This is a genomic window from Sphingobium sp. RS1 (genome assembly GCF_056156825.1).
Genome location: NZ_JBLZXE010000002.1, coordinates 3,388,483 through 3,409,372 on the forward strand (window position 1 = coordinate 3,388,483; position 20,890 = coordinate 3,409,372).

Annotated in this window: 21 protein-coding genes; 13 read left to right on the plus strand and 8 right to left on the minus strand. The window is 64.0% G+C overall.

Features of this window, described 5'->3' with window-relative positions; all coding sequences use genetic code 11:
* The first annotated feature begins 42 nt into the window (after positions 1–42).
* Positions 43–858 carry an HpcH/HpaI aldolase/citrate lyase family protein gene (locus ACNHGR_RS18340; RefSeq protein WP_475287915.1) on the plus strand — a complete coding sequence of 272 codons (816 nt, stop codon included), beginning with the start codon at positions 43–45 and terminating at the stop codon, positions 856–858.
* 211 nt (positions 859–1,069) lie between these two features.
* The gene (locus ACNHGR_RS18345) at positions 1,070–3,997 is read left to right on the plus strand and encodes a TonB-dependent receptor plug domain-containing protein (RefSeq protein ID WP_475287916.1); all 2,928 of its coding nucleotides are present in this window, start codon (positions 1,070–1,072) and stop codon (positions 3,995–3,997) included.
* A gap of 224 nt (positions 3,998–4,221) precedes the next feature.
* Here the strand turns inward: ACNHGR_RS18345 and ACNHGR_RS18350 are convergent, their stop codons facing one another.
* Positions 4,222–4,809 (minus strand): YdeI/OmpD-associated family protein, encoded by a 588-nt coding sequence (locus ACNHGR_RS18350; protein WP_475287917.1) that lies wholly within the window; start codon positions 4,807–4,809, stop codon positions 4,222–4,224.
* A 102-nt stretch (positions 4,810–4,911) separates the two neighbouring features.
* Positions 4,912–5,649 carry a bifunctional 2-polyprenyl-6-hydroxyphenol methylase/3-demethylubiquinol 3-O-methyltransferase UbiG gene (gene ubiG / locus ACNHGR_RS18355; RefSeq protein WP_184270291.1) on the minus strand — a complete coding sequence of 246 codons (738 nt, stop codon included), beginning with the start codon at positions 5,647–5,649 and terminating at the stop codon, positions 4,912–4,914.
* Between the two features lie 203 nt (positions 5,650–5,852).
* Between ubiG and ACNHGR_RS18360 the strand changes: the two genes are divergently transcribed.
* The 3 genes from ACNHGR_RS18360 to ACNHGR_RS18370 all read left to right on the plus strand — a co-directional run bounded on the left by ACNHGR_RS18360 (position 5,853) and on the right by ACNHGR_RS18370 (position 9,381).
* The gene (locus ACNHGR_RS18360) at positions 5,853–7,118 is read left to right on the plus strand and encodes an aspartate kinase (RefSeq protein WP_184270294.1); all 1,266 of its coding nucleotides are present in this window, start codon (positions 5,853–5,855) and stop codon (positions 7,116–7,118) included.
* Between the two features lie 257 nt (positions 7,119–7,375).
* A complete protein-coding gene (locus ACNHGR_RS18365) occupies positions 7,376–8,389 on the plus strand; it encodes a nitronate monooxygenase (protein ID WP_184270297.1) in 1,014 nt (337 codons plus the stop codon).
* Between the two features lie 86 nt (positions 8,390–8,475).
* Positions 8,476–9,381: a hypothetical protein gene (locus tag ACNHGR_RS18370; protein WP_475287919.1), complete on the plus strand. Its 906-nt coding sequence runs from the start codon at positions 8,476–8,478 to the stop codon at positions 9,379–9,381.
* A 273-nt stretch (positions 9,382–9,654) separates the two neighbouring features.
* On the opposite strand, the gene ACNHGR_RS18375 is transcribed toward ACNHGR_RS18370, so the two are convergent.
* Entirely contained in the window at positions 9,655–10,089 is a 435-nt protein-coding gene (locus ACNHGR_RS18375) for a winged helix-turn-helix transcriptional regulator (protein ID WP_184270303.1), read from the minus strand.
* A 99-nt stretch (positions 10,090–10,188) separates the two neighbouring features.
* On the opposite strand from ACNHGR_RS18375, the gene ACNHGR_RS18380 reads away from it, so the two are divergent.
* Both ACNHGR_RS18380 and ACNHGR_RS18385 read left to right on the plus strand, forming a co-directional pair.
* Complete coding sequence (locus ACNHGR_RS18380) at positions 10,189–10,929, plus strand: SDR family oxidoreductase (protein ID WP_475287920.1); 741 nt, start codon at positions 10,189–10,191, stop codon at positions 10,927–10,929.
* A 205-nt stretch (positions 10,930–11,134) separates the two neighbouring features.
* The gene (locus ACNHGR_RS18385; protein ID WP_475287922.1) at positions 11,135–11,455 is read left to right on the plus strand and encodes a DMT family transporter; all 321 of its coding nucleotides are present in this window, start codon (positions 11,135–11,137) and stop codon (positions 11,453–11,455) included.
* On the opposite strand, the gene ACNHGR_RS18390 is transcribed toward ACNHGR_RS18385, so the two are convergent.
* Entirely contained in the window at positions 11,430–12,113 is a 684-nt protein-coding gene (locus ACNHGR_RS18390; RefSeq protein WP_184270312.1) for a transcriptional regulator, read from the minus strand. The two genes, ACNHGR_RS18385 and ACNHGR_RS18390, sit on opposite strands and share 26 nt — an antisense overlap.
* Positions 12,114–12,224: 111 nt before the next feature.
* Here ACNHGR_RS18390 and ACNHGR_RS18395 point away from each other — a divergent pair, with 111 nt between their 5' ends.
* Genes ACNHGR_RS18395 through ACNHGR_RS18415 form a run of 5 tightly spaced genes read left to right on the plus strand, consistent with a single transcriptional unit; the run spans position 12,225 to position 14,840 of the window.
* On the plus strand, positions 12,225–12,665 hold the full coding sequence (locus ACNHGR_RS18395; protein ID WP_475287923.1) for a VOC family protein: 441 nt from the start codon (positions 12,225–12,227) through the stop codon (positions 12,663–12,665).
* A 23-nt stretch (positions 12,666–12,688) separates the two neighbouring features.
* The gene (locus tag ACNHGR_RS18400; protein ID WP_184270318.1) at positions 12,689–13,051 is read left to right on the plus strand and encodes a DUF1428 domain-containing protein; all 363 of its coding nucleotides are present in this window, start codon (positions 12,689–12,691) and stop codon (positions 13,049–13,051) included.
* 36 nt (positions 13,052–13,087) lie between these two features.
* On the plus strand, positions 13,088–13,885 hold the full coding sequence (locus tag ACNHGR_RS18405) for a VOC family protein (RefSeq protein ID WP_475287924.1): 798 nt from the start codon (positions 13,088–13,090) through the stop codon (positions 13,883–13,885).
* Entirely contained in the window at positions 13,885–14,376 is a 492-nt protein-coding gene (locus ACNHGR_RS18410) for a VOC family protein (RefSeq protein WP_475287926.1), read from the plus strand. The genes ACNHGR_RS18405 and ACNHGR_RS18410 overlap by 1 nt, the downstream gene beginning before the upstream one ends.
* The gene (locus ACNHGR_RS18415; RefSeq protein ID WP_475287928.1) at positions 14,373–14,840 is read left to right on the plus strand and encodes an SRPBCC domain-containing protein; all 468 of its coding nucleotides are present in this window, start codon (positions 14,373–14,375) and stop codon (positions 14,838–14,840) included. The genes ACNHGR_RS18410 and ACNHGR_RS18415 overlap by 4 nt, the downstream gene beginning before the upstream one ends.
* Positions 14,841–14,858: 18 nt before the next feature.
* Here the strand turns inward: ACNHGR_RS18415 and ACNHGR_RS18420 are convergent, their stop codons facing one another.
* Entirely contained in the window at positions 14,859–16,307 is a 1,449-nt protein-coding gene (locus tag ACNHGR_RS18420) for an amidohydrolase family protein (RefSeq protein ID WP_475287929.1), read from the minus strand.
* Positions 16,308–16,401: 94 nt separating this feature from the next.
* Between ACNHGR_RS18420 and ACNHGR_RS18425 the strand changes: the two genes are divergently transcribed.
* Positions 16,402–17,253 (plus strand): LysR family transcriptional regulator, encoded by an 852-nt coding sequence (locus ACNHGR_RS18425; RefSeq protein ID WP_475287931.1) that lies wholly within the window; start codon positions 16,402–16,404, stop codon positions 17,251–17,253.
* A gap of 373 nt (positions 17,254–17,626) precedes the next feature.
* Here ACNHGR_RS18425 and ACNHGR_RS18430 read toward each other — a convergent pair whose 3' ends face one another.
* The 3 genes from ACNHGR_RS18430 to ACNHGR_RS18440 all read right to left on the minus strand — a co-directional run bounded on the left by ACNHGR_RS18430 (position 17,627) and on the right by ACNHGR_RS18440 (position 20,835).
* Positions 17,627–18,016 carry a surface-adhesin E family protein gene (locus ACNHGR_RS18430; protein WP_475287933.1) on the minus strand — a complete coding sequence of 130 codons (390 nt, stop codon included), beginning with the start codon at positions 18,014–18,016 and terminating at the stop codon, positions 17,627–17,629.
* A gap of 262 nt (positions 18,017–18,278) precedes the next feature.
* Positions 18,279–19,445, minus strand: a complete 1,167-nt coding sequence (locus tag ACNHGR_RS18435) for a pyridoxal phosphate-dependent aminotransferase (protein ID WP_475287935.1) — start codon at positions 19,443–19,445, stop codon at positions 18,279–18,281.
* Between the two features lie 229 nt (positions 19,446–19,674).
* Positions 19,675–20,835, minus strand: coding sequence for a pyridoxal phosphate-dependent aminotransferase (locus tag ACNHGR_RS18440; protein WP_475287937.1), 1,161 nt, complete (start codon positions 20,833–20,835; stop codon positions 19,675–19,677).
* Positions 20,836–20,890: the final 55 nt, after the last annotated feature.

Genomic DNA, 20,890 nt, shown 5'->3' on the forward strand with positions numbered 1-20,890 from the left:
ATTCGTTAACGGGGAAAGTCAGATCGTCTTCAGGAGAGTGCCATGTTGCTGCGCCACGCCCGTTCGCTGCTGTTCCTGCCTGCGTCCAACGCGCGCGCGATCGCCAAGGCGCGGACGCTGCCGTGCGACATGGTGATACTGGACCTGGAAGATGCCGTGCCCGACGACGCCAAGGCGAGCGCGCGCGACGGGGCGGTGGCGGCGCTGGCGGAAGGCTTTGGCGGCAGGCTGGCCGCAGTGCGGATCAATGTCGAGGGGACGCCCTGGCACGGGGTGGAGATGGTCGCGGCCAAGACGTCGGCAGCGGACTATATCGTGCTGCCCAAGGTCGAGTATGCAAAGCAGGTGAAGGACGTGTTCAGCGTCTGCCAGAAGCCGGTGATCGCGATGATCGAGAGCGCGCAGGGCGTGCTGGCGGCGGCCGAGATTGCGCGGGCGGAAGGCTGCGCCGCGCTGTTCATGGGCAATAACGACCTGCGCAAGGATCTGGGCATTCCGCCGTCGGCCGGGCGGGGCGGCCTGTCCCACGCGATGCAGGCGGTGGTGCTGGCGGCGCGGGCGGCGGGCATCGCGGTGTTCGATGGCGTGTTCAACCGGCTGGACGACGAGGCGGGGCTGGAGGCGGAATGCGCCGAGGGGCACCGCCTTGGCTTCGATGGCAAGACGCTGATCCATCCGTCGCAGGTTACCGTGGCGAACCAGGTGTTCGGTCCCGATGCGCAGGCGCTGGCGGATGCCCGCCGGCTGGTGGAGGCAGCAACCGGCGGGGCGGAACGGTTCGAGGGCCGCATGATCGAGACGATGCATGTCGAGGAAGCAAAAGCGCTGATCGCGCGGGCGCAGGCGGTGGGTGAATAGTCGCTATGCCGTAGCGTCGGGTACAGCGGTGATCGGAGTCAGGCTGGTCAAGAACCGTTAAGGATGCCGTGTTGCAGTGCTGCTACACTCGGCAATAAAAGCGCTACAAATCCTTCCGTTCGTCGCAGCGGCGTTGACCCGATGCGGCGGGATGGGCGTTTTTCGGTCGGTCGAGTTCTCCCCCGAACTCCCGAAAACAGAGGGATAATCCATGGTTCGCACCGCAAAAGCGGCGCGCCGGCTCCTTGCGGCCAGCGCGCTTTCCACCCTGTTGTCCGTCCCCGCGCTGGCGCAGGACGCCACGCCGGCCGATGACAGCGAAACGATCGTCGTCACTGGCAGCCGCATCCAGCGCAGCGACTATAGCCTGGCGAACCCGCTGGTGACGGTGACGGCGGAGACGCTGGAGCAGGCGGGCAATGTTCAGATCATCGACACGCTGCGGCAGAATCCGGCGCTGATCTCCTCCTTTGGCGGGGCGCAGACGTCCGGGTCCAACGCCGGGTTCGGCGCGGTGGGCGTGCAGTTGCTGAACCTGCGCGGGCTGGGCGAGAACCGGACGCTGGTGCTGGTCAATGGCCGCCGCCACGTGGCGAGCTTGTCGGGATCGGCGGCGGTCGACGTCAACACTATTCCGAACGACATGATCGAGGGTGTGGACGTGCTGACCGGCGGTGCATCGGCCATTTACGGCGCGGATGGCGTGTCGGGCGTGGTCAATTTCCGCCTGAAGCGCAATTTCGACGGCTTCAAGGCGAGCGGACAAGTGGGCATTTCCAGCCGGGGCGATGCGGGCCAGCGCTATGGCGCGCTGACCTATGGCAAGAATTTCAGCGACGGACGCGGCAATATCGCCCTGTCCTATGAGTTCAGCGAGCAGGATCGGCTGAGCAGCTTCAACCGCAGCCGCACCGGCAATCCGTTGAAAACCTATGGTATCGTGCGCGATCCGTCCGATTTCCCGGACGACCCCAACGTGCCCGATCGCATCCCCCTCAACGACCTGCGTTACGCCGACAGTTCGACCGACGGCGCGGTCGTGCTGAATGTCGCGGATTGCGACGAACTGGGGCTGTGCGATCCGCAATATACCGGTTCGGGCAAGGTCTATGATCGCGGGCGGATCTTGCCGTCTTCGGGCGGCCTGACGCAGGGCGGCGACAGTACGCCGCTGGCCGGCTATCAGGGCGATTTGCAAGCCTATAACCGGGTGCATAATTTCAACCTGCTGTCGCATTATGATTTCAGCGACGCGGTGAAATTCTTCTTCGAAGCCAAATATGTGAAGAACAAGACCAGCACGGTGTCGCAGCCCTCGTTCGACTTCTTTACCTATCTGGCGCCGGACAACGCCTATCTTCAGGACCGTTTCGCGGGCATCGCATCGACCGATCAGGGCGCCTATATCTCGCGCGACAATTTCGACCTGGGCGTGCGCGGGGAGAAGAATGATCGCGAGACGATGCGGTTCGTCGGTGGCTTTGAAGGCGCGATTTCCGAGCATGCCCGGTACGAACTGTCCTATACTTTCGGGCAGACCAAGTCGAAGGTGCTGCTGACCAATTATCGCATCGGCGACCGTTTTTCGGCGGCGATCGATGCTGTGCGTGATCCCGCAACCGGCAATATCGTCTGCCGGTCGGACCTGTTCCCGGACGATTTCGAAGCCAGCACCTTCACGCCCGGCGCCAACAGCGGATGCCGCCCGCTCAACCTGCTGGGCAATGGCGTGGCGAGCAAGGAAGCGCTCGACTGGGTCAATGCGGACATCATGAACCGCGCGAAGATTCAGCAGCATGTCGTGTCGGGATCGATTTCGGGCGATTTCGGCCAGTTTTTCGAACTGCCGGGTGGCCCGGTCCGCTTCGCGCTGGGCGGCGAATATCGCAAGGAAAAGAGCAGCTTCGTACCTGACGAGTTGTTGCAGCAGGGCGCGTTGCAGGATTTTTCGTTGCAGTTGCCGGAAAAGGGCAGTTTCGACGTGAAGGAAATTTTCGGCGAACTGTCGGTGCCGGTGCTCAAGAACGTACCGTTCGCCTATAATCTGAGTTTCGGCGCGGCCATTCGCCTGTCGGATTATTCGACCATCGGCAAGACGACGACCTGGAAGGTGGACGGCACCTATGCGCCGATCCCCGACATCACATTCCGTGGCACCTGGTCGCAGGCGGTGCGGGCGCCCAACATCACCGAATTGTTCGCGCCCACCAACGGCGGGTTCGATTTCATCAGCGATCCGTGCGACCCGACCTTCATCACGGAAGGCACGCAATATCGCGCGGCCAATTGCCAGGCGGCGCTCGCCGCTGCTGGCCTGACGCCCGAGCAGATCGCCGCCTTCAGCCCGGAGAGCGACCCGGAAGCAACGGTCAGCCTGCCAGGCACGACCGGCGGCAACCGCGCCCTGCGCGAGGAAACGGCGCGGACCTGGACGGCGGGCGTGGTCCTGCGCCCCAGCTTCATCCCCGGTCTGCTTGCCTCGTTCGACTGGTATGACATCAAGCTGAAGAATGCGATCAACACGGCGACGGCCGAGGAAGTCGCGGAACTGTGCGTCGATCAGCCCACGCTGGACAACGTCTTCTGTGGCAACATCACGCGCGCTGCGGGTACCGGCTATATCAACAGCTGGTATGTGCAGCCGCAAAATGTCGCCAATTTCCGCACGTCGGGCGCCGACTTCAAGCTGAACTACGGGTTCGAGACGGCCAAGGCGGGCAATTTCGCGCTCAGCCTGGTCGGCGGCTATCTCAACAAGCTGGAGTTCATTCCTTCGCCGGGGGCGCCGGTAAACGAGGATCGGCTGGAAGCCTATTATCCCAAGTGGAATGCGACCGGCGACATCACCTGGACGCTCGACAAGCTGACGGTCAACTATGGCGTCAGCTGGTTCAGCAAGACCCGCCGTTACACCAAGGAGCAACTGGCCGGGAACCCAGACATCGCCGCGCCCAAATATATCTGGTACAAGGAAAAGTGGCAGCACGACATCTACGTCGCCTATGACGTGGACGATCGTTTCCGTTTCTATGTCGGCGCGAACAACCTGTTCGATCAGCAGCCGTCGATCGCGTCGAGCAACTATCCGATCAGCTATGTCGGCCGCTACATGTATGCGGGTGCCAAGATCACGATGTGATCGGGGCGGGGCATATCTGAGAAAGGGAGGGGCGGATTTTCCGCCCCTTTTCCTTTGGTGCGCCGAACGGGGTCAGAGTCTGTCTCGAAATGCGCGGAAGAGCGCATTTCGTAGGCGGTACCGGCCCGCACCCCCACCCGACCGCCCATTCAGGATACACTCTGTGCGCGGTCGGGTGGGCGGGCTGGTGCGGATGCGTCAGAGGCGCATTGAAAGACAGGCTCTCAGCGCTTTTCATATTTCCAGTTGCGGCCCTTGCCCTGCGCGATCCAGGCGACCGCCTGGGCGATGCGGCGGTCGCGGGTGGCGTCGGTCTTCGCTTCGCCGATCCATTCGGCATAGTCGCGGATCTTGCCGGGCGGGAAGCTGGACCAGGTGGCGGCGGCGGCCGGATCGGCCCTGATCGCGGCGGTGAGCGCGGGGGGAACGGGGAGCGGTTCGCGCGGCTGGCACCGGTCCATATGGGGCGGCTTTGCGCCGGCGTCGATCATCGCGGCGGCCTTCACCAGCAAGGCGCGCAGATCGGCGTCGGAGGGGAGGTCGGCAAGGCCGGTCAGCTTGCCGAGATGGCCCATGCCTTCACGCGGTTTTTCTTCACCGCTATACCAGAGGCTGATCGCCGCATGGCCCTTGAACGCGGCGATGGAGGCGAGGTTCTTGGTCCTGTAGACGAAATGGGGGAAGCCCCATTTGATCGCTTCGCGGACGTCCGGGCAGGTGGCGTGGACGAGGGCGCGGACATGGGCGAGGATGGGACGGGCGAAGTCGGCCTGCGCGGCGATATAGGCGTCGACCTTGGCTGCATCGGTCATGGGCCGGTTCCCTAGCTGATCTTCGTCATTGCGAGCGGAGCGAAGCAATCCACTGAAGCGCCACATGGATTGCTTCGCTCCGCTCGCAATGACGATTTTTTCTTATATTCTATGCCGTGCGGTCAGCAGATAATTGATCGCGGTGTTGGCCGACAGGGTGAAGCCGCGCCCCGGATCGAAGCTGAGGCCGATGCTGTCGGTGACGTCGAGGCCGGCCTGTTCCAGCAGTCCGGTCAGTTCCTCGGGCGTGATGAACTTGTGCCAGTCATGCGTGCCCTTGGGGATGCCGCCGACGCTTTCGCCGATGGTAATCATGGCGAGGCGGGAGAGCGGCGTGCGGTTGGGGGTGGAGAGGATCATGAGGCCGTCGGGCGCCAGTTTCGCCGCGAGAGCGCGCACGAAGGCGGCGGGATCGGCGACATGTTCGATCACTTCCATCGAGGTGACGAGGTCGAAACCGGTATCGGCCATATCCTCCACCGGGGTAGCGCGATAGTCGATGGCGAGGGCCTGACCCTGTGCATGGGCCTGTGCTGCAGCGATATTTTCCGGCGCGGCGTCGAGGCCGGTGACGGTCGCGCCCAGGCGCGCGAGCGGTTCGGCGAGCAGGCCGGCGCCGCAGCCGACATCGAGCGCGCGCTTGCCGGTCAGCGGGCGGAACGCCTGCGCGTCGCCGGGCCAGTGGCGGTCGATCGCCGCGCGAATATAGCGCAGGCGCACGGGGTTCAGCTTGTGCAGCATCGCGCTGGAGCCATGCGGATCCCACCAGTCGGCGGCCATGGCGCCGAAATGGGCGGCTTCCTTCGGGTCGATGGTGGGGGTGACGGTTTCGATTGTCATGCACGGCTTCTAGCAGGGCGGGAAGCGCAGGCCAATGTCCGGCCTATGTCGTTGAACGGAAAAGCGCCTGCGGCAGGTGATAGCGAGAAGGGGGCGGAAAGCGGCAGGATTGCTTGCCATATGCGCCTGCGCTGCTAATAGGAGCGCCGTTTCGCCCTTTTGGGACATTTTCTTTCACAATAACGGACAGGTTCGACAAGCAAATGGCGCGCATCGTGATGAAATTCGGCGGCACCTCCATGGCGGGGATGGAGCGAATTCGCAACGTGGCGGCGCGCGTCAAACATGTCGTCGAACAGGGGCACGAAGTCGCCGTCGTCGTGTCCGCCATGGCTGGCGAGACGGACCGGCTGGTCGGTTTCTGCAAGGAAGCCTCCGCGCTCTACGATCCGGCCGAATATGATGTGGTGGTCGCCGCCGGCGAGCAGATCACCAGCGGCCTGCTGGCGATGACGCTGAAGGCCATGGGCGTCGATGCGCGTAGCTGGCTGGGCTGGCAATTGCCGATCCGCACGGTCGAGGCGCATGCCAAGGCGCGCGTGAGCGACATCGACACGCTGGACCTGCTGGCGTCGATGCGGTCGGGCACCGTGGCGGTGATCCCCGGGTTCCAGGGCATGATGGCCGATGGCCGGGTGTCGACTTTGGGCCGTGGCGGGTCCGATACGTCGGCCGTGGCGGTCGCAGCGGCGATCAAGGCCGATCGCTGCGACATCTATACCGACGTCGACGGCGTCTATACCACCGACCCGCGTATCGTGGCCCGCGCCCGCAAGCTGAACCTCGTCACTTATGAGGAAATGCTGGAACTGGCCTCGGTCGGTGCGAAGGTGCTCCAGACGCGCTCGGTCGGCCTCGCCATGAAGGAAGGCGTGGTCGTGCAGGTGCTTTCCTCCTTCGATGACCCCACCCAGACCGATCTGCCCGGTACGCTGATCGTCAGCGACGCGGAACTGGAAGCCAAGCTCAAGGAAGACAAGATGGAACGTCAGCTCATCACCGGCATCGCCCATGACAAGAATGAGGCGAAGATCATCGTGACGCGCGTGCCCGACAAGCCGGGTGCGGTCGCCAGCATCTTCACCCCGCTGGCCGACGCCGCGATCAATGTCGACATGATCATCCAGAATGACAGCAAGGACACGGAAGAGACGGACGTCACCTTCACCGTGCCGCGCGCGGACCTGGCCCGCAGCGTCGACATCCTGGAAGCGCGCAAGGACGAAATCGGCTTCCGCCGCATCATCACCGACACCGAAGTCGCCAAGATCAGCGTCGTGGGCGTGGGCATGCGCAGCCATGCCGGCGTCGCCGCCACCATGTTCAAGACGCTGGCCGAGCGCGGCATCAATATCGAGGCGATTTCGACCAGCGAGATCAAGGTTTCGGTGCTGATCGACGAGGATGAGACGGAACTGGCGGTGCGCGTGCTGCATACCGCTTATGGTCTGGACGCGCCGGTGGCATAACCGCTATTCGGCTGAGGCCGGGCTGCAAATACCACTTTTCTGCGCTTCCGGTGCTCACGTGCTTTAAGCACGCTGCGCGCCGGTTCTCGAAAAGCGGCATTTTCGTCTCGGCCTGAGCCGAATATCGGCAATGCCAGTCTTGCTCTTTACTTTCACCGCCATCCCCGCAAAGGCGGAATGGCGAGAGTGATGTAACTCTCTTGTCCATCTCCGGGCGTTGCGTCCGGGGATGATTTTTGATTCTGGAAAGCTCGTTTATGACCCAAGCAAAGCTCACTTCCCTGATGGCCCGCGGCACCGAATTTTTCGGGTGCGAGACGGCGATCCTGTGCGGGGCGATGAGCTGGGTCAGTGAACGGCATCTGGTGTCGGCCATTTCCAATGCCGGCGGGTTCGGCGTGATCGCTTGCGGTGCGATGACGCCCGAATTGCTGGACGCGGAGATTGCCGCGACCAAGGCGCTGACGGACAAGCCGTTCGGCGTGAACCTCATCACCATGCATCCGTTGCTGTTCGACCTGATCGATGTGTGCGCCAAGCATGAGGTCGGCCATGTCGTGCTGGCCGGTGGCCTGCCGCCCAAGGGCAGCATCGAGGCGATCAAGGCCAAGGGCGCGAAGCTGATCTGCTTTGCCCCGGCGCTGGCGCTGGCCAAGAAGCTGGTGCGGTCGGGCGTCGATGCGCTGGTGGTGGAAGGCATGGAGGCGGGCGGCCATATCGGCCCGGTCGCGACCAGCGTGCTGGCGCAGGAAATCCTGCCCGAAATGGCAGAACAGGTGCCGGTGTTCGTCGCGGGCGGCATCGGCCGGGGCGAGGCGATCGCCGCCTATCTGGAAATGGGCGCGGCCGGCGTGCAGCTGGGCACGCGCTTTGCCTGCGCCAGCGAGAGCATCGCCCATCCGGCGTTCAAGAAAGCCTTTTTCCGGGCATCGGCGCGCGATGCCGTGGCGAGCGTGCAGATCGACCCGCGCCTGCCGGTCATCCCGGTGCGTGCGCTCAAAAATGTCGGCACCGAAGCCTTTACCGCCAAGCAGCGCGAGGTCGCCAACCTGCTGGACAGCGGCGCGGTCGACATGATGGAGGCGCAGCTCCAGATCGAACATTATTGGGCCGGCGCGCTGCGCAAGGCGGTGATCGACGGCGATGTCGAGGGCGGGTCGCTGATGGCGGGCCAGTCGGTCGGCATGGTCACGAAGGAAGAGCCGGTCGCCGACATCATCGCCGAACTGATGACGCAGGCTGCCGAGGCACTGGAACGGCGAGTCGCTTAAAGGGTTGCGGTGAGTCGCGGGTTAGGCATATTCGTCCCAGCCCAATGCCCGGCACGACCGGTGCTATCGTCCTGCCGGAGAATTTGATGCTCTCTTCGCGCCTTATCGGCCGTCTTTCCCTTGTCTCGCTGGCTGTGCTGGCGGCCTGTTCGACCCCGCCGCCACCGCCGCCGCCCGCGCCACCGCCGCCGGTGGTGCCGACCATTCGACCGATGCCGCCGGCCAATGCGGCCGAGGGGATGAGCATTCCCGAAAAGGGCGAGGACGGCAAATATCTGACCGCCAATCGCGGCGTCACGTCCAACACGGCCCTGTGGCATATCCGCATGGCGCTGAATGTCGCGGCGCTCAATTGCGACAAATATGGGCCGACCGCGCGCCTGCAATATAATCAGATATTGGCGCAGCATAAGGTGATGCTGAACAGCGCCAACGCGGCGGTCGATCGCAATTACAGCGTCGCCTATGGCAGTTCCGGCATGGCGTCGCGCGAGCGGCTGAACACGGTCGTCTATAATTTCTTCGCACTGCCGCCGGTCATCAAGAGTTTCTGCCCGGTCGCGGTGACGGTGGGGCAGAAGATCATCGCCATGCCCTCCTCGCAATTGCTGGAGGCTGCGCCCGCGCTGCTGGCCGAACTGGAAAAGCCGTTCCAGGATTTCTACGAAGCCTATGCCGACTATCTGCGCCGGCTGGCCGAATGGCAGTCGCGGTTCGGCGCGACGGTGACGGTGGTCGTATCGCCCACGCCGCTGCCGCCGCCGCCGGTGCCGCCGGGCGAAGCACCGCCAAAGGGCTGGACGCCGAGCTACAAGAGTTCGCTGGAGGTCACGTCGCCGCCGGCATCGCCGGCCGCAGCGGCAAACCCGATGCCGTCGCCGGCGGCTTCTGCCGTGACGCCATCCGGTCCGCCGCCGGTGTCGCCGACTCTGCCGCCCAACAGCGTTCCCAAGCTGGTGGTGCAGCCCTTGCCGGCGACGTCGGGCGAGTAAGCTGTAGATATTTCCGTTCGTACTAAGAGTCGGTCTGGAAATGCGCCTCTGGCGCATCCGCACCGGCCCGCACCCCCACCCGACCGCCCATCAGGATACCATGTCTGGGTGGTCGGGTGGGGGTGTGGCCTGGTGCAGCATCGAAAATGCGCCCTTCCGCGCATTTTCCAAACAGACTCTAAGCCTCTTGACGTCCAATCCTGCTTTCTTGTCGAGAGAAGGCATGGACCTTCGACAGGCTCAGGGCGCACGGGCCTGAATGCCAGTTGAGGATCAGTCGCGCGCGTCGAAGCGGGTGCGGGCGTCCTCCACCATGTCCAGATTGCGCTCGGCCCAGACCCAGACACCGCAAAAGGCGGCGCTGAGGCTGTTGCCAAGCGGGGTGAGCGCATAATCGACGCGCGGCGGCACGACCGGGTGGACGGTGCGGGTGAGCAGCCCGTCGCGCTCCATCTGGCGCAGCGTCTGGGTCAGCATCTTCTGACTGATGCCTTCGACCGCCCGGCCGATCTCGGTGAAGCGCAGCGTGCCCTTCTCCTCTAGTTCCTCCAGCACCAGCAAAGTCCATTTGTCGGCGATGCGGCCGATCAGTTCGTTGACGAGTCGCTCTACGCGCGGATCGATTTCGGTTGGCGGTTCGTGCGCCAGATACTGTTCCGCCTGCGCGATATCGTCGGCATGGAAGCGATTTTCGAGCGGATTTGCCATTTCTTACCTTTGGGTGACTACAGCACTTTACGGTGCCTACTTTCCAAAAGAGAGTGTAAGCCTAAATGAGGGAGTAAGCCAATCAAAAGGAGCTGACTCATGCAATCTACAGGCAACACCATCCTTATCACCGGCGGCGGATCGGGCATCGGCGCGGCGCTGGCGCATGAATTCCATGCCGCGGGCAATCAGGTCATCATCGCCGGGCGACGGCAGGCGGCGCTGGACGCGGTGGTCGCGGCGCACCCCGGCATGGCGGCGATGACGCTGGACATGGAAGATCCCGATGCGATCAAGGCCTTTGCAGAAAGGCTGGTGGCGGATTTCCCGGCGCTGAACGCGGTGCTGCTCAATGCCGGGATCATGGTGGCTGAGGACAAGATCGACCTAGCTATCGCGGAGGCGACGGTGGCGACCAATCTGCTTGGCCCGATCCGGCTGGCCCATGCGCTGCTGCCGCATCTGGAGGCGCAGCCGGCATCGACCATCCTGACCGTGTCGTCGGGGCTGGCCTTCGTCCCGCTGGTCGCCACCCCGACCTATAGCGCGACCAAGGCGGCGATCCATGGCTGGTCGCTGGCGATGCGTGCGCAGTTGCAGGCGACCAGCGTGGAGGTGGTGGAGATCGTGCCGCCCGGCGTGCAGACCGACCTGATGCCCGGCCATGCCGAAAATGCGCAGATGATGCCGCTGGCGGAGTTCATTGCCGAGACGATGGGGCTGCTGCGGCAGCAGCCTACCCCGCCGGAAATCCATGTCGAGCGGGTGAAATTTCTGAGCGAGGCGACGAAGCGCGGCGAATTTGCGCAGGTGTTCGCCATGCTCAACGGGGGGCATTGACGGCCGGCACTTGCCGATAGGCCGGGGGAAGCCTATCTGAGCCTCAGAGTCTGTTTGGAAAATGCGCGGAAGGGCGCATTTTCGATGCGGATGCGCCACAGGCGCATTTCCAAACAGACTCTCAGCAAGCGAGGCCACGTCCTCCCCCGCGCGGTGCGGGCACAAGTCTGGGACGGCCCGGTTCTCTTATGGAAGGAGAGCCGCGGTGGCGTGGGTCTATCTCTTTATCGCCGGTGTCCTGGAAATCATCTGGGCCTTTGCCATGAAGCAGTCGCATGGCTTCACCCGGCTGGTCCCCAGCCTCATCACGCTGGGCGCGATGGTCGCGAGTTTCTGGCTGCTGTCGCTGGCGATGCGCAGCCTGCCGCTCGGCACGGCCTATATGATCTGGACCGGGATCGGGGCGCTGGGGGCTTTCGTGATCGGCGTCGCCTTTCTGGGCGAGGGGATCAGCGTCGCGCGGCTGGCTGCGGCCGGGCTGATCCTTGCCGGGCTGGTCATCATGAAATTGTCGGCGGCCCATTGACCATGTCGGGGGCCTTGGGGGGCAGGGGGAAGAGGGTCGCGAAACGCTCCGCCAGCGCCCTGTCCCCCTCGACCGTCAGCGCGTCCGCCATGTCGGCATAGCGCGCGCCGCCATAGAGGATTGCGACCAGCGCATTCTGGTCGCCGCTGATGATCGCGTCCGCGCCGGTTGCGTCGCCCCGGTCGATCAGGAAATCGCCATCCTTCAGGGTCGCGCGAAAGGCCTCCTCGCCGAAGCGGAAGCCGATCGTGGCGTCGAGATCGCCGATGCGGCTGCGGTCGATCATGGTACGCATCGACAGGACCACCGATACCGGGCTCATCGGCTTGCCCGGCTCCATCGTGGGCGACCGGCAGGCCCAGCGACCCAGCACCTGAAAGAGAATTTCGGATTCGCGACCCCAGTCGGTCAGCTCGTAGATCTGGCTGGCGGCGGGCGGGGGCAGGCGGCGGCGGATGAGGATGCTGGACGCTTCCAGTTCCTCCAGCCTTTGCGTCAGCACATTGGCGCTGATTCCGGGCAGGCCGGCGCGCAGGTCGGTGAAGCGCTTTGGCCCCAGCATCAGTTCGCGCATGATCGGCATCGCCCAGCGATCGCCGATGATATCGAGCGCATGGGCGACGGCGCAACCGTCCTGATAGGCGCGTTTCTGACTCATTAGTTATCTTTTCTAACTTAACTGTTGCAGAAAGTAATCGTCGGGCGCACAAAGTTCAAGCGGTGAGTCGCAGGATCATGCGATCGCCTGAAAATTCAGAGGAGAAGCGTGATGGCCAATGAACCCGCTCCGAAGATGATTTTCGTCAATCTGCCTGTCAGCGACCTTCCCGCCGCCATCGCCTTCTATGAAGCGGTGGGGGCGGTGCCGAACCGGGATTTCGCCGACGACAACGCGCAGATGCTGACATTTTCCGAGACGATCCATGTGATGTTGCTGACCCATGACCGGTTTCGCAGCTTCACCCCGCGCGCCATTCCCGATGCGCATGCAACCGCGCAGATGCTGCTGTGTTTGAGCGAGACGAGCCGCGACGCGGTGGACGCAACGGTGGACAAGGCGCTGGCGGCGGGGGGCAGCGAACCCAACCCCCGGCAGGATCATGGTTTCATGTTCGGCCGCAATTTCGCCGATCTGGACGGCCATATCTGGGAAGTGATGTGGATGGACATGGAGGCCATGATGGCGGCCGGTCAGCCCGCCGACGCATAAGCAAGTCGAAGAGGAGAGAGGCAATGGCCTATATGGACGGATTCGTGATCCCGGTGCCCAAGGGCAACAAGGAACGCTATCGCGAGGTGGCGGCCTATGCCGCGCCGATCTTCATCGAATATGGCGCGCTGCGCGTGGTGGAATGCTGGGCGAACGATATCAAGCCGGGCAAGGTCAACGACTTCCGGACCGCCGTGATCGCGGAAGAGGATGAGGAGGTCGTCTTTTCCTGGATCGAATGGCCCGACAAGGCAACCCGCGACGCCGGCGCCGAAAAGGTCATGAAGGATGAACGCATGCAGCCCAAGGAGGGCGAGGACATGCCCTTCATCGGCGCGCGGCTGATCTATGGCGGGTTCGAGGTGCTGCTGGACGCCAAGGCCTGAGCTTCCTGCCCTGACCTCCATGCAAGGAGACGGACGATGACCGACTTTACCGGCAAATTCTTCTGGTACGAACTGATGACCAGCGATCCGCAGGCGGCGCTGGCTTTTTATGGCGACGTGCTGGGCTGGACGCATGCGCCGTTTGGCGGCGATCTGGGCGAACCCTATCATGTCGTGTCGGGCAGCGCCGGGCAGGTCGGCGGGGTCATGGCGATCCCGGCCGAAGCGAAGGATTGCGGCATGACCCCCTGGTGGGGCGGCTATATGGGATCGGCCGATGTCGACGCGGATGCGGAGCGGCTGAGCGCGGCCGGCGGCAAGGTGATGCGCGCTGCCGAGGATATTCCGGGCGTCGGGCGCTTTGCGGTGATGGCCGATCCGGGCGGGGCGGTCTTCATGCTGCTCAAGGGTTCGAGCGACGAGGGCATGGATGCGGCGCCGCCGATGGCGTCGGGCCATGTCGGCTGGCATGAGCTATATGCCGGGGCGTTCGACGGCGATCTCGCTTTCTATACCGGGCAATTCGGCTGGGCGAAGGGCGATGCCATGGATATGGGCGAGATGGGCAGCTACCAGCTCGTGTCGCAGACCGGCGGCACCGCGTTTCAGGACATGACCGGCGGCATCATGCCATTGCCGCCGATGATGCCGCGCCCGTTATGGCTGTTCTACTTCGCCGTGGCGGACATCGACGCGGCGGTCGAGCGGGTGACGGCGGGCGGCGGCACGGTGCTGAACGGCCCGATGGAGGTGCCGGGCGGCGCGTGGATCATCCAGGCGACCGACCCGCAGGGCGCGATGTTCGCGCTGGTGGGGATGAAGGAGGCGGCGTGATGGACAAGATCACCCCCTGCCTCTGGTTCGATGGCAAAGCCCAAGAGGCGGCGCAATTCTACGTGTCCGTCTTTGGCGGTTCGATCGACCATGTGAGCTATTATCCGCAGGATAATCCCTCCCCATCGCCGCTGCCGGGCGGGAGCGTGCTGCTGGTCGAATTCACCCTGTTCGGGCAAAGCTATCAGGCGCTGAACGGCGGGCCGCAATTTCAGTTCGATGAGGCGATATCGCTGTCCGTTGCCTGCGCGGATCAGGCGGAACTGGACCACTATTTCGCCGCGCTGACCGCCGATGGCGGCAAGGATGGGCCGTGCGGGTGGGTTACCGACAAATATGGCCTGTGCTGGCAACTGGTGACGCGGCAGATCATGGATAATTACAGGACCGACGACAAGGCAGGCATCGCCCGCATGATGGGGGTGATGATGACGATGCGGAAGCTGGATATAGCGGCCATGCAGGCGGCGTTCGAAGGGAAAGCAGCATGAGCAGCGCAGAACATGAATTGTCGGTCACCTGCCATATCGCCGCGCCGCGCGAGATATGCTGGACAGTGTGGGTGGACCTGAAGGCGGAATGGTTCTGCCCAAAGCCCTGGCGGGCCGAGGTGATAGAGCAGGATCTGCGCCCCGGCGGACGTAGCGCGGTGCAGATGTTCGGCCCCAATGGCGAGGAAACAGGCCCGATGGAGGGCGTGTTTCTGGAGGTGGTGCCAAACGAGCTGGCAGTGACGACCGATGCCTATGCGTCGGGCTGGATCCCGCAGACGGCCTTCATCACGGCGGTGTGGCAATTTGCCGACGAGGGCGAGGGGACGCGCTTTACCGCGACCGCGCGCCATTGGGATGCGGAGGCCAAGGCACGGCATGAGGCCATGGGCTTCCATCCCGGCTGGGACGAGATGATGGCGCAGTTCCAGGCGCTGTGCGAAACGTCGGCGGCGAGCGCCTGACCGGTCGCGGCTGATCGCTCAGGGCGCCTTGGTCCACTCCGCCACCTTCGCCTTCGTCCCGGCCAGCATGGCGTCGAGCGCCGCGCGGTCATAGCTTTTGCCGCGCATGACGACGGTGGCGATGGCGCGGGTGGCGGTGATGTCGTCGAGCGGATTGCGGTCGAGCAGGACGAGGTCGGCGGCCTTGCCGGCCTCCACGCTGCCATAGCGGTCGAGCTGGCCGAACCAGGCCGGGCCGGCGCGGGTGGCGGCGGACAGGGCCTGTGCGGGAGTAAGGCCCTGTTTCACGAACAGCGACAATTCGTCGTGCAGGCCGATGCCCGGATAGTTGAAGCTGTTGAGGAAGCCCGCATCGGTGCCGGCGATGATCGTCACGCCGGCCTTTTGCAGCAGCGGCAATATGGCGGCCATGCGTTCGAAATGATCGTGGCGCGCCTGTATCGCGGCGGCATCGGCCCCTGCCGCGCGCTGGATGCGCCAGTCATAGGTCTTGCGCAGCTTCGGGCCGATATAGGCGAGATAGGGATCGTTCGCATGGGTATCGCGGTCGAGATAGGTGAGGATGCGGCTGCCGTTGAGGGTCGGGGTGACGAACACATTCTTCGCTGCGAAATTTTGATAGGCGGCCATGGCGGTGGCGGTGTCGAAACCGCTGTCGAGCCGTCGGCTGGCCTCTGCCCGGTCGATGCGGCCGGCGGCGAAATCGGCGGCGATGGCGGCCTCATCCTTCACGCCTGCCTTGTACGCATAGTCGAGATGCTCGATCGAGCTGATGCCGGCGTCCACCGCCTGCCCCACGGTCAGCGCCATCGGGATATGGCCTGAGCTGCGCAGGCCATGCGCCTTTGCCTGCGCCACGGCATAGAGGAACAGGTCGGGCTTTAGCGTGCTGTCGGTGATCTTCACGAAGTCGACATGGTCGCGTTGCTGGAGCCGGGTGATGGCGGCGTCGACATCGGCCTGGCTGCCGACTTCGATCGTGCCCTTCCAGACAGGGGCGATCCCCTCGATCTTCGCGCCGGAGGTGAGCAGGCGCGGGCCGAACAGGCTGCCGCTGGCGATGTCGTGGCGCCATTGCAGCACGGTGCCGGGCAGGTCGCCGGAACAGTCGCGGATGGTGGTGATGCCATGGGCGACATAGAGGGGCAGGAGCGCCTTATTCTCCTCGATCAGGTCGGGGCCACCGCCGAAATGGACGTGCATGTCCCAGAGCGCGGGGATGAGGAAGCGGCCCTTGCCCTCAATCGCGCTGGGGGTGCGCCAGTTTTTGGCGATGCTCTTGTCCGGACCGACGGCGACGATATCCGCGCCGCGCAGGACGACGGCCTGATCGGCATGGGCGCGGCCATGTTCCACATCGATGACGGAGACATGGCGGATCATCATGTCGCCCTGTTGCGGGGCGGCCCGAGCGGGGGCCGCAATGAGCGCGATCAGGGGCAGGGTGGTGGCCAGCAGGGTCTTCATCGTCGGTCCGCGCTCCAGAGGGGGAGGGGCGATTTTAGCCGCTATACCATCATGCGCAAATTAGATGTTGGAATGGATAGCATGCAGATTGATAATGCTGACCATGTTCGATCCCCGCCTGCTGCGCAGCCTTGTCGCCATTGCCGATAGCGGCAATTTCACCCATGCGGCCGAGCGGCTGAACATGACCCAGTCGACCATCAGCCAGCAGATCGGCCGGCTGGAGGCGATGGCGGGGCACAGGCTGGTCGACCGGTCGGCGCGGCCGGTATGTCTGACGGCGATGGGCGAGCGGCTGATCGGCCATGCCCGGCGGATCTTGCTGCTGAATGAGGATGCTGCGCTGCTGCTGCGCGATCCGGCAGGGACGGCGGCGATCTCCATCGGCCTGCCGGAGGATCTGGCGACGGGGGCTATGGCACAAGCCTTTGCGGGCTTTGCGCGGGCGCACCGGCATGTCCGGCTGGACGCGACCACGGGATTGAGCCGCGATCTGGCGCAGCGATACCGGCAGGGGGAGTTCGATATCGTCATCGTGAAGGAAGCGGTGGCGGGGCCGGATTGCCGCGCGAGTTTTGCCGAGCCTTTGGGGTGGTTCACGGCGGCGGAGAGTGGCACGGTGGAGGAGGAGGCGCTGCCGCTGGTCTGCTTTCCGGCCGGTGGCCTGTATCGCGAGGCGATGTTCGCGCAACTGGAACGGGAAGGGCGGCGCTGGTTCGTCGCCTTTTCGGGGAGCAGTTTGCAGAGCGTCGTGGCGGCGGTTGCGGCTGGGGTGGGGGTGTCGCTGCTGCCGCTGGCCGGTGTGGGCGGGACGGCGGTGGCGCGGCGGAGCGATCTGGGCGGGGTCGAGCCGATGCTGGTATCGCTCTACGCCCGCGAGGGCGACGGACCGTTGGCGGACCTCGGACGAGAGATGATCGCGGTTCTGGCGGCGCGGGCGGGGTGAGGGTGGGTTTCGACCATTTGCGGACACCCAACATCCGTTCGGGCTGAGCCTGTCGAAGCCCTGCTCTTTCTTTTGGGCTTATGTTGGCAGAAAAGTGCGGCCCTTCGACAGGCTCAGGGCGAACGGATGTTTGGGTCTGGAAGCGACCATTAGTCGCCACCCACATAAGCAATAGGCCCGCTTGGAACCGGACATTGCCGGGACAGCTATCGATCCTCTAAATGACCGCGCCAGCGTGACGGAATTGGTAGACGTATCGCTACAGCGATCCTCGCCGTGAGGTGGAGGTGCGGGGTCGATCCCCTGCCGATGGCATCAATCGACCGGAGGCGGTCACGTTGCGCACTCCATGCCGCACTTGATACCAGACATTTTAATTGGCTGCGCTGGAAGCAGAAGACTGGGTAATGCCGCAAGCTATTGTCATAGTTTTCCAGTCAGCGGAGTTGGGTATAACTGGTGAAAATTCTTTTTCTGCCTTGTAATTATCTTTCGCAATTTCGCCGCTCGCTTTATAACTTATCACGGCCTCGTATCTACTTTCGTGCTTGGAGCAGTCGAAGGTAATTTGAATTTTCTCATGATCGTATCGGCTTTTAGGCACATGACTTCTGCGTGTCCAAATTTTTACACGATCATTATCGATCTCTTCCAACGTGGAAGTGTCCAAGTAGAAATCTGACCCATCTCTGCCGCGCCCGACAATCTGCCAATTCGACTGGACATCAAGGCCCGCAACCGCAGCGAAAAATACAATAAACATCGCGCCCGTCCTATCTTCCCAGATAATGATTTGAGCCTAACTGACGGCGCGCCTGCTTTCCACGAGAATGTGCCGCAAAGCCGCCCGTCCCCTTCCCACCCTTTTCGTCATTGCGAGCGGAGCGAAGCAATTCATGTCGCGCCTGTGGATTGCTTCGCTCCGCTCGCAATGACGGCAGGAGAGTCCACCCATCCCCGCCATCACCAAAAAAGGCGCCCGGTTGCCCGGACGCCTTTCTGCGTGCCTATGGGAGGCTCAGCCTTTAGGCCTTGTAGACCTTGTCCACGGCGGCGCGGAACTTGGCCATGTCGTCGGCGCTGCCGACGGTGACGCGCGAGACGGTGGGCCAGATCGGCCAGTTGCGGCCGATCTGCACCTTTTCCGGCGCGGCGAGCAGGGCGGCCTGCATGTCCTTGGCCGGCTTCTTCCAGTTGACCATGAACATGTTGGCCTGGCTGCCGGGCTGTACTTCGATGCCCTTCTTGGTCAGCCATGCGATCGTCTCGTCGCGGTTGGCGATCATTTCATTGCGGCGCGCCTTGATGAGGGCGGCTTCCTTGTAGACCGCATTGCCGCAATGCATGGCGGTGATGGCCAGACCGCCGGCCGAGGGGCCGAAGAGCGAGATGCGCTTCTGCACTTCAGGATCGGCGAAGGTCAGGCCGAGGCGGACGCCGGCCATGCCGAACAGCTTCGAGAAGGTCCGCATGACAATGATGTCCTTGCGGTTGCCGATCAGCGAGGCGGCGCTGGGCGCTTCGGAGAAGTGGATATAGGCTTCGTCGACCAGCAGCATGGCGTCGGCCGGCTTGTTGTCCAGCAGCCACTTGATGTCGGCCAGCGGGGTGATGGTGCCGGTCGGGTTGTTGGGCGTGCAGATATAATAGAGGCCGGCGTTCGGGTTGGCGGCCAGCATCGCCTTCACGTCATGGCCCTTGCCGATCGCCTGGGGCGCCTTGGCAATGGGGGCCTTCATGTAATCGGCGGTGCGCCAGGCGGATTCGAAGGTCGGATCGGCGGTGACCAGACCCTTGGTCGGCGAGCAATAAGCCGCAACGATGCTGACCAGCGGGCCACCCGAACCGGGCCAGGGCATGACCTGCGCTTCAGGGATGCCTTCGACAGCGGCGACGGTGCTGATGAGGTCGCCCTTATAGTTGTCGGGGTCGTACCAGTTGCCGAACGAGGCGGCTTCGGCGGCGGCCTGAACGCCCGAGGGGAAGGGGCCGGTCCAGCATTCGTTGGAACCGATGCGCACCGCGCCCTTGACGCCGCGGGCGGCCTGCTGCTGCGCGAGGGCCGATCCGCCCAGCAGAGAACTGGCGGCGACGCCGGCGCCCAGCAATGCGGCGACTTCGCCCAACTGGCGGCGCGAGTAGCCGCGCTCTATCAGGTCGTCCTGCGCGTCCTTGTTCAGCATCATGGTCATGTCGTCTGTCCCCTTGTTCTGCAAACAATCTGGTCATGGGGAAAGACGAAAGGGCGGCGCATTTCCGCAATGCGCCGCCCTTCGTTTTTTATTTTCCTACGGAAATTTTACGGCACCGGCCCGCTCCCCCACCCGGCCACCCATATGATACTGCCGTTGGGTGGCCGGGTGGGGGAGCGGGCCGGTGGCGCTACGGGATGCGTCTCTTCCGGCGCATCCCGCAAATAGGTCAGGCTTTCCACACCTTGTCGACGGCGGCGTTGAAGGCTTCCATTTCCGCCATGGAGCCGACCGACACGCGCGAGACGGTGGGCCAGATCGGCCAGTTGCGGCCGATCTGGACATTGGCGGCGAGCAGGGCGGCCTGCATGTCCTTGGCGGACTTCTTGCCCCAGTCGACCATGAACATGTTCGCCTGGCTACCGGGGATGACCTTGATCCCCTTGGCCGTCAGATGGCTGACCGATTTTTCACGGGCGGCGTTCATTTCGGCGCGGCGCGCCTTGATGAGGTCGGCCTGCGCGACCGAGACGGTGCCGCAGGCCACGGCGGTCATCGGCAGCATCGCCGTCACCTGCCCGCCGTCATAGCGCATCATCTTTTCCATGAGCGTGGGGCTGGCGAAGGTGAGGCCAAGGCGCATGCCGGCCATGCCGAACAGCTTTGAGAAGGTGCGCAGGATGAGCACGTCGTCGCGGGTCGCGGCGAGCTTTGCGGCGTTGGGGCCGTCGACCCAGTGGATATAGGCTTCGTCCACGACCAAGATCGAATCCTTGGGCTTGTTGTTGGCCAGCCATTCGATGTCGGCAATCGGCGTGACGGTGCCGGTCGGGTTGTTGGGCGAACAGATATAATAGACGCCCGCATTGGGGTCCGCCGCCAGCATCGCCTTTACGTCATGGGCGTAATCCTTGGTCAGCGGCACTTTCTTGACCGGAGCGCCGATCCATGCGGCGGTGCGCCAGATGGCTTCATAGGTCGGGTCGGCGGTGACGATACCGCGCGTGGGCGAGGCATAGGCGACCGCGACACGGCTGAGCGGATCGGACGAGCCGGGCCAGGCAGTGACGCGGTCGGCGGGGATGCCTTCCACCGCGGCGACGGCGTCGAACAGCTTCTGATGCTCATTGTCCGGTTCGTAGCGATTGCCTTCCGTCACCAGCTTGAAGGCGGCGTCGGCGGCGACGGGGAAGGGGCCGGTCCAGCATTCGTTGGCGCCGATGCGCACGGCGCCCGCGACGGGCTTGGCCGCCTGCTGCGCGCCGGCGCCGGTGACGCGGATGGCGGCTGCGCCCGCGCCGAGCAGCGCCGCGACCTTCGCCATCTGGCGGCGCGAATAGCCGCGCGCGATGAGATCCTGTTCCATTGCCGGTTCGATGTGCGTCGCCATGATCCCTCTTCTCCCTGCGTGCCCGCGCGCGGGCTTTCAGCCTGCTGGACGAATG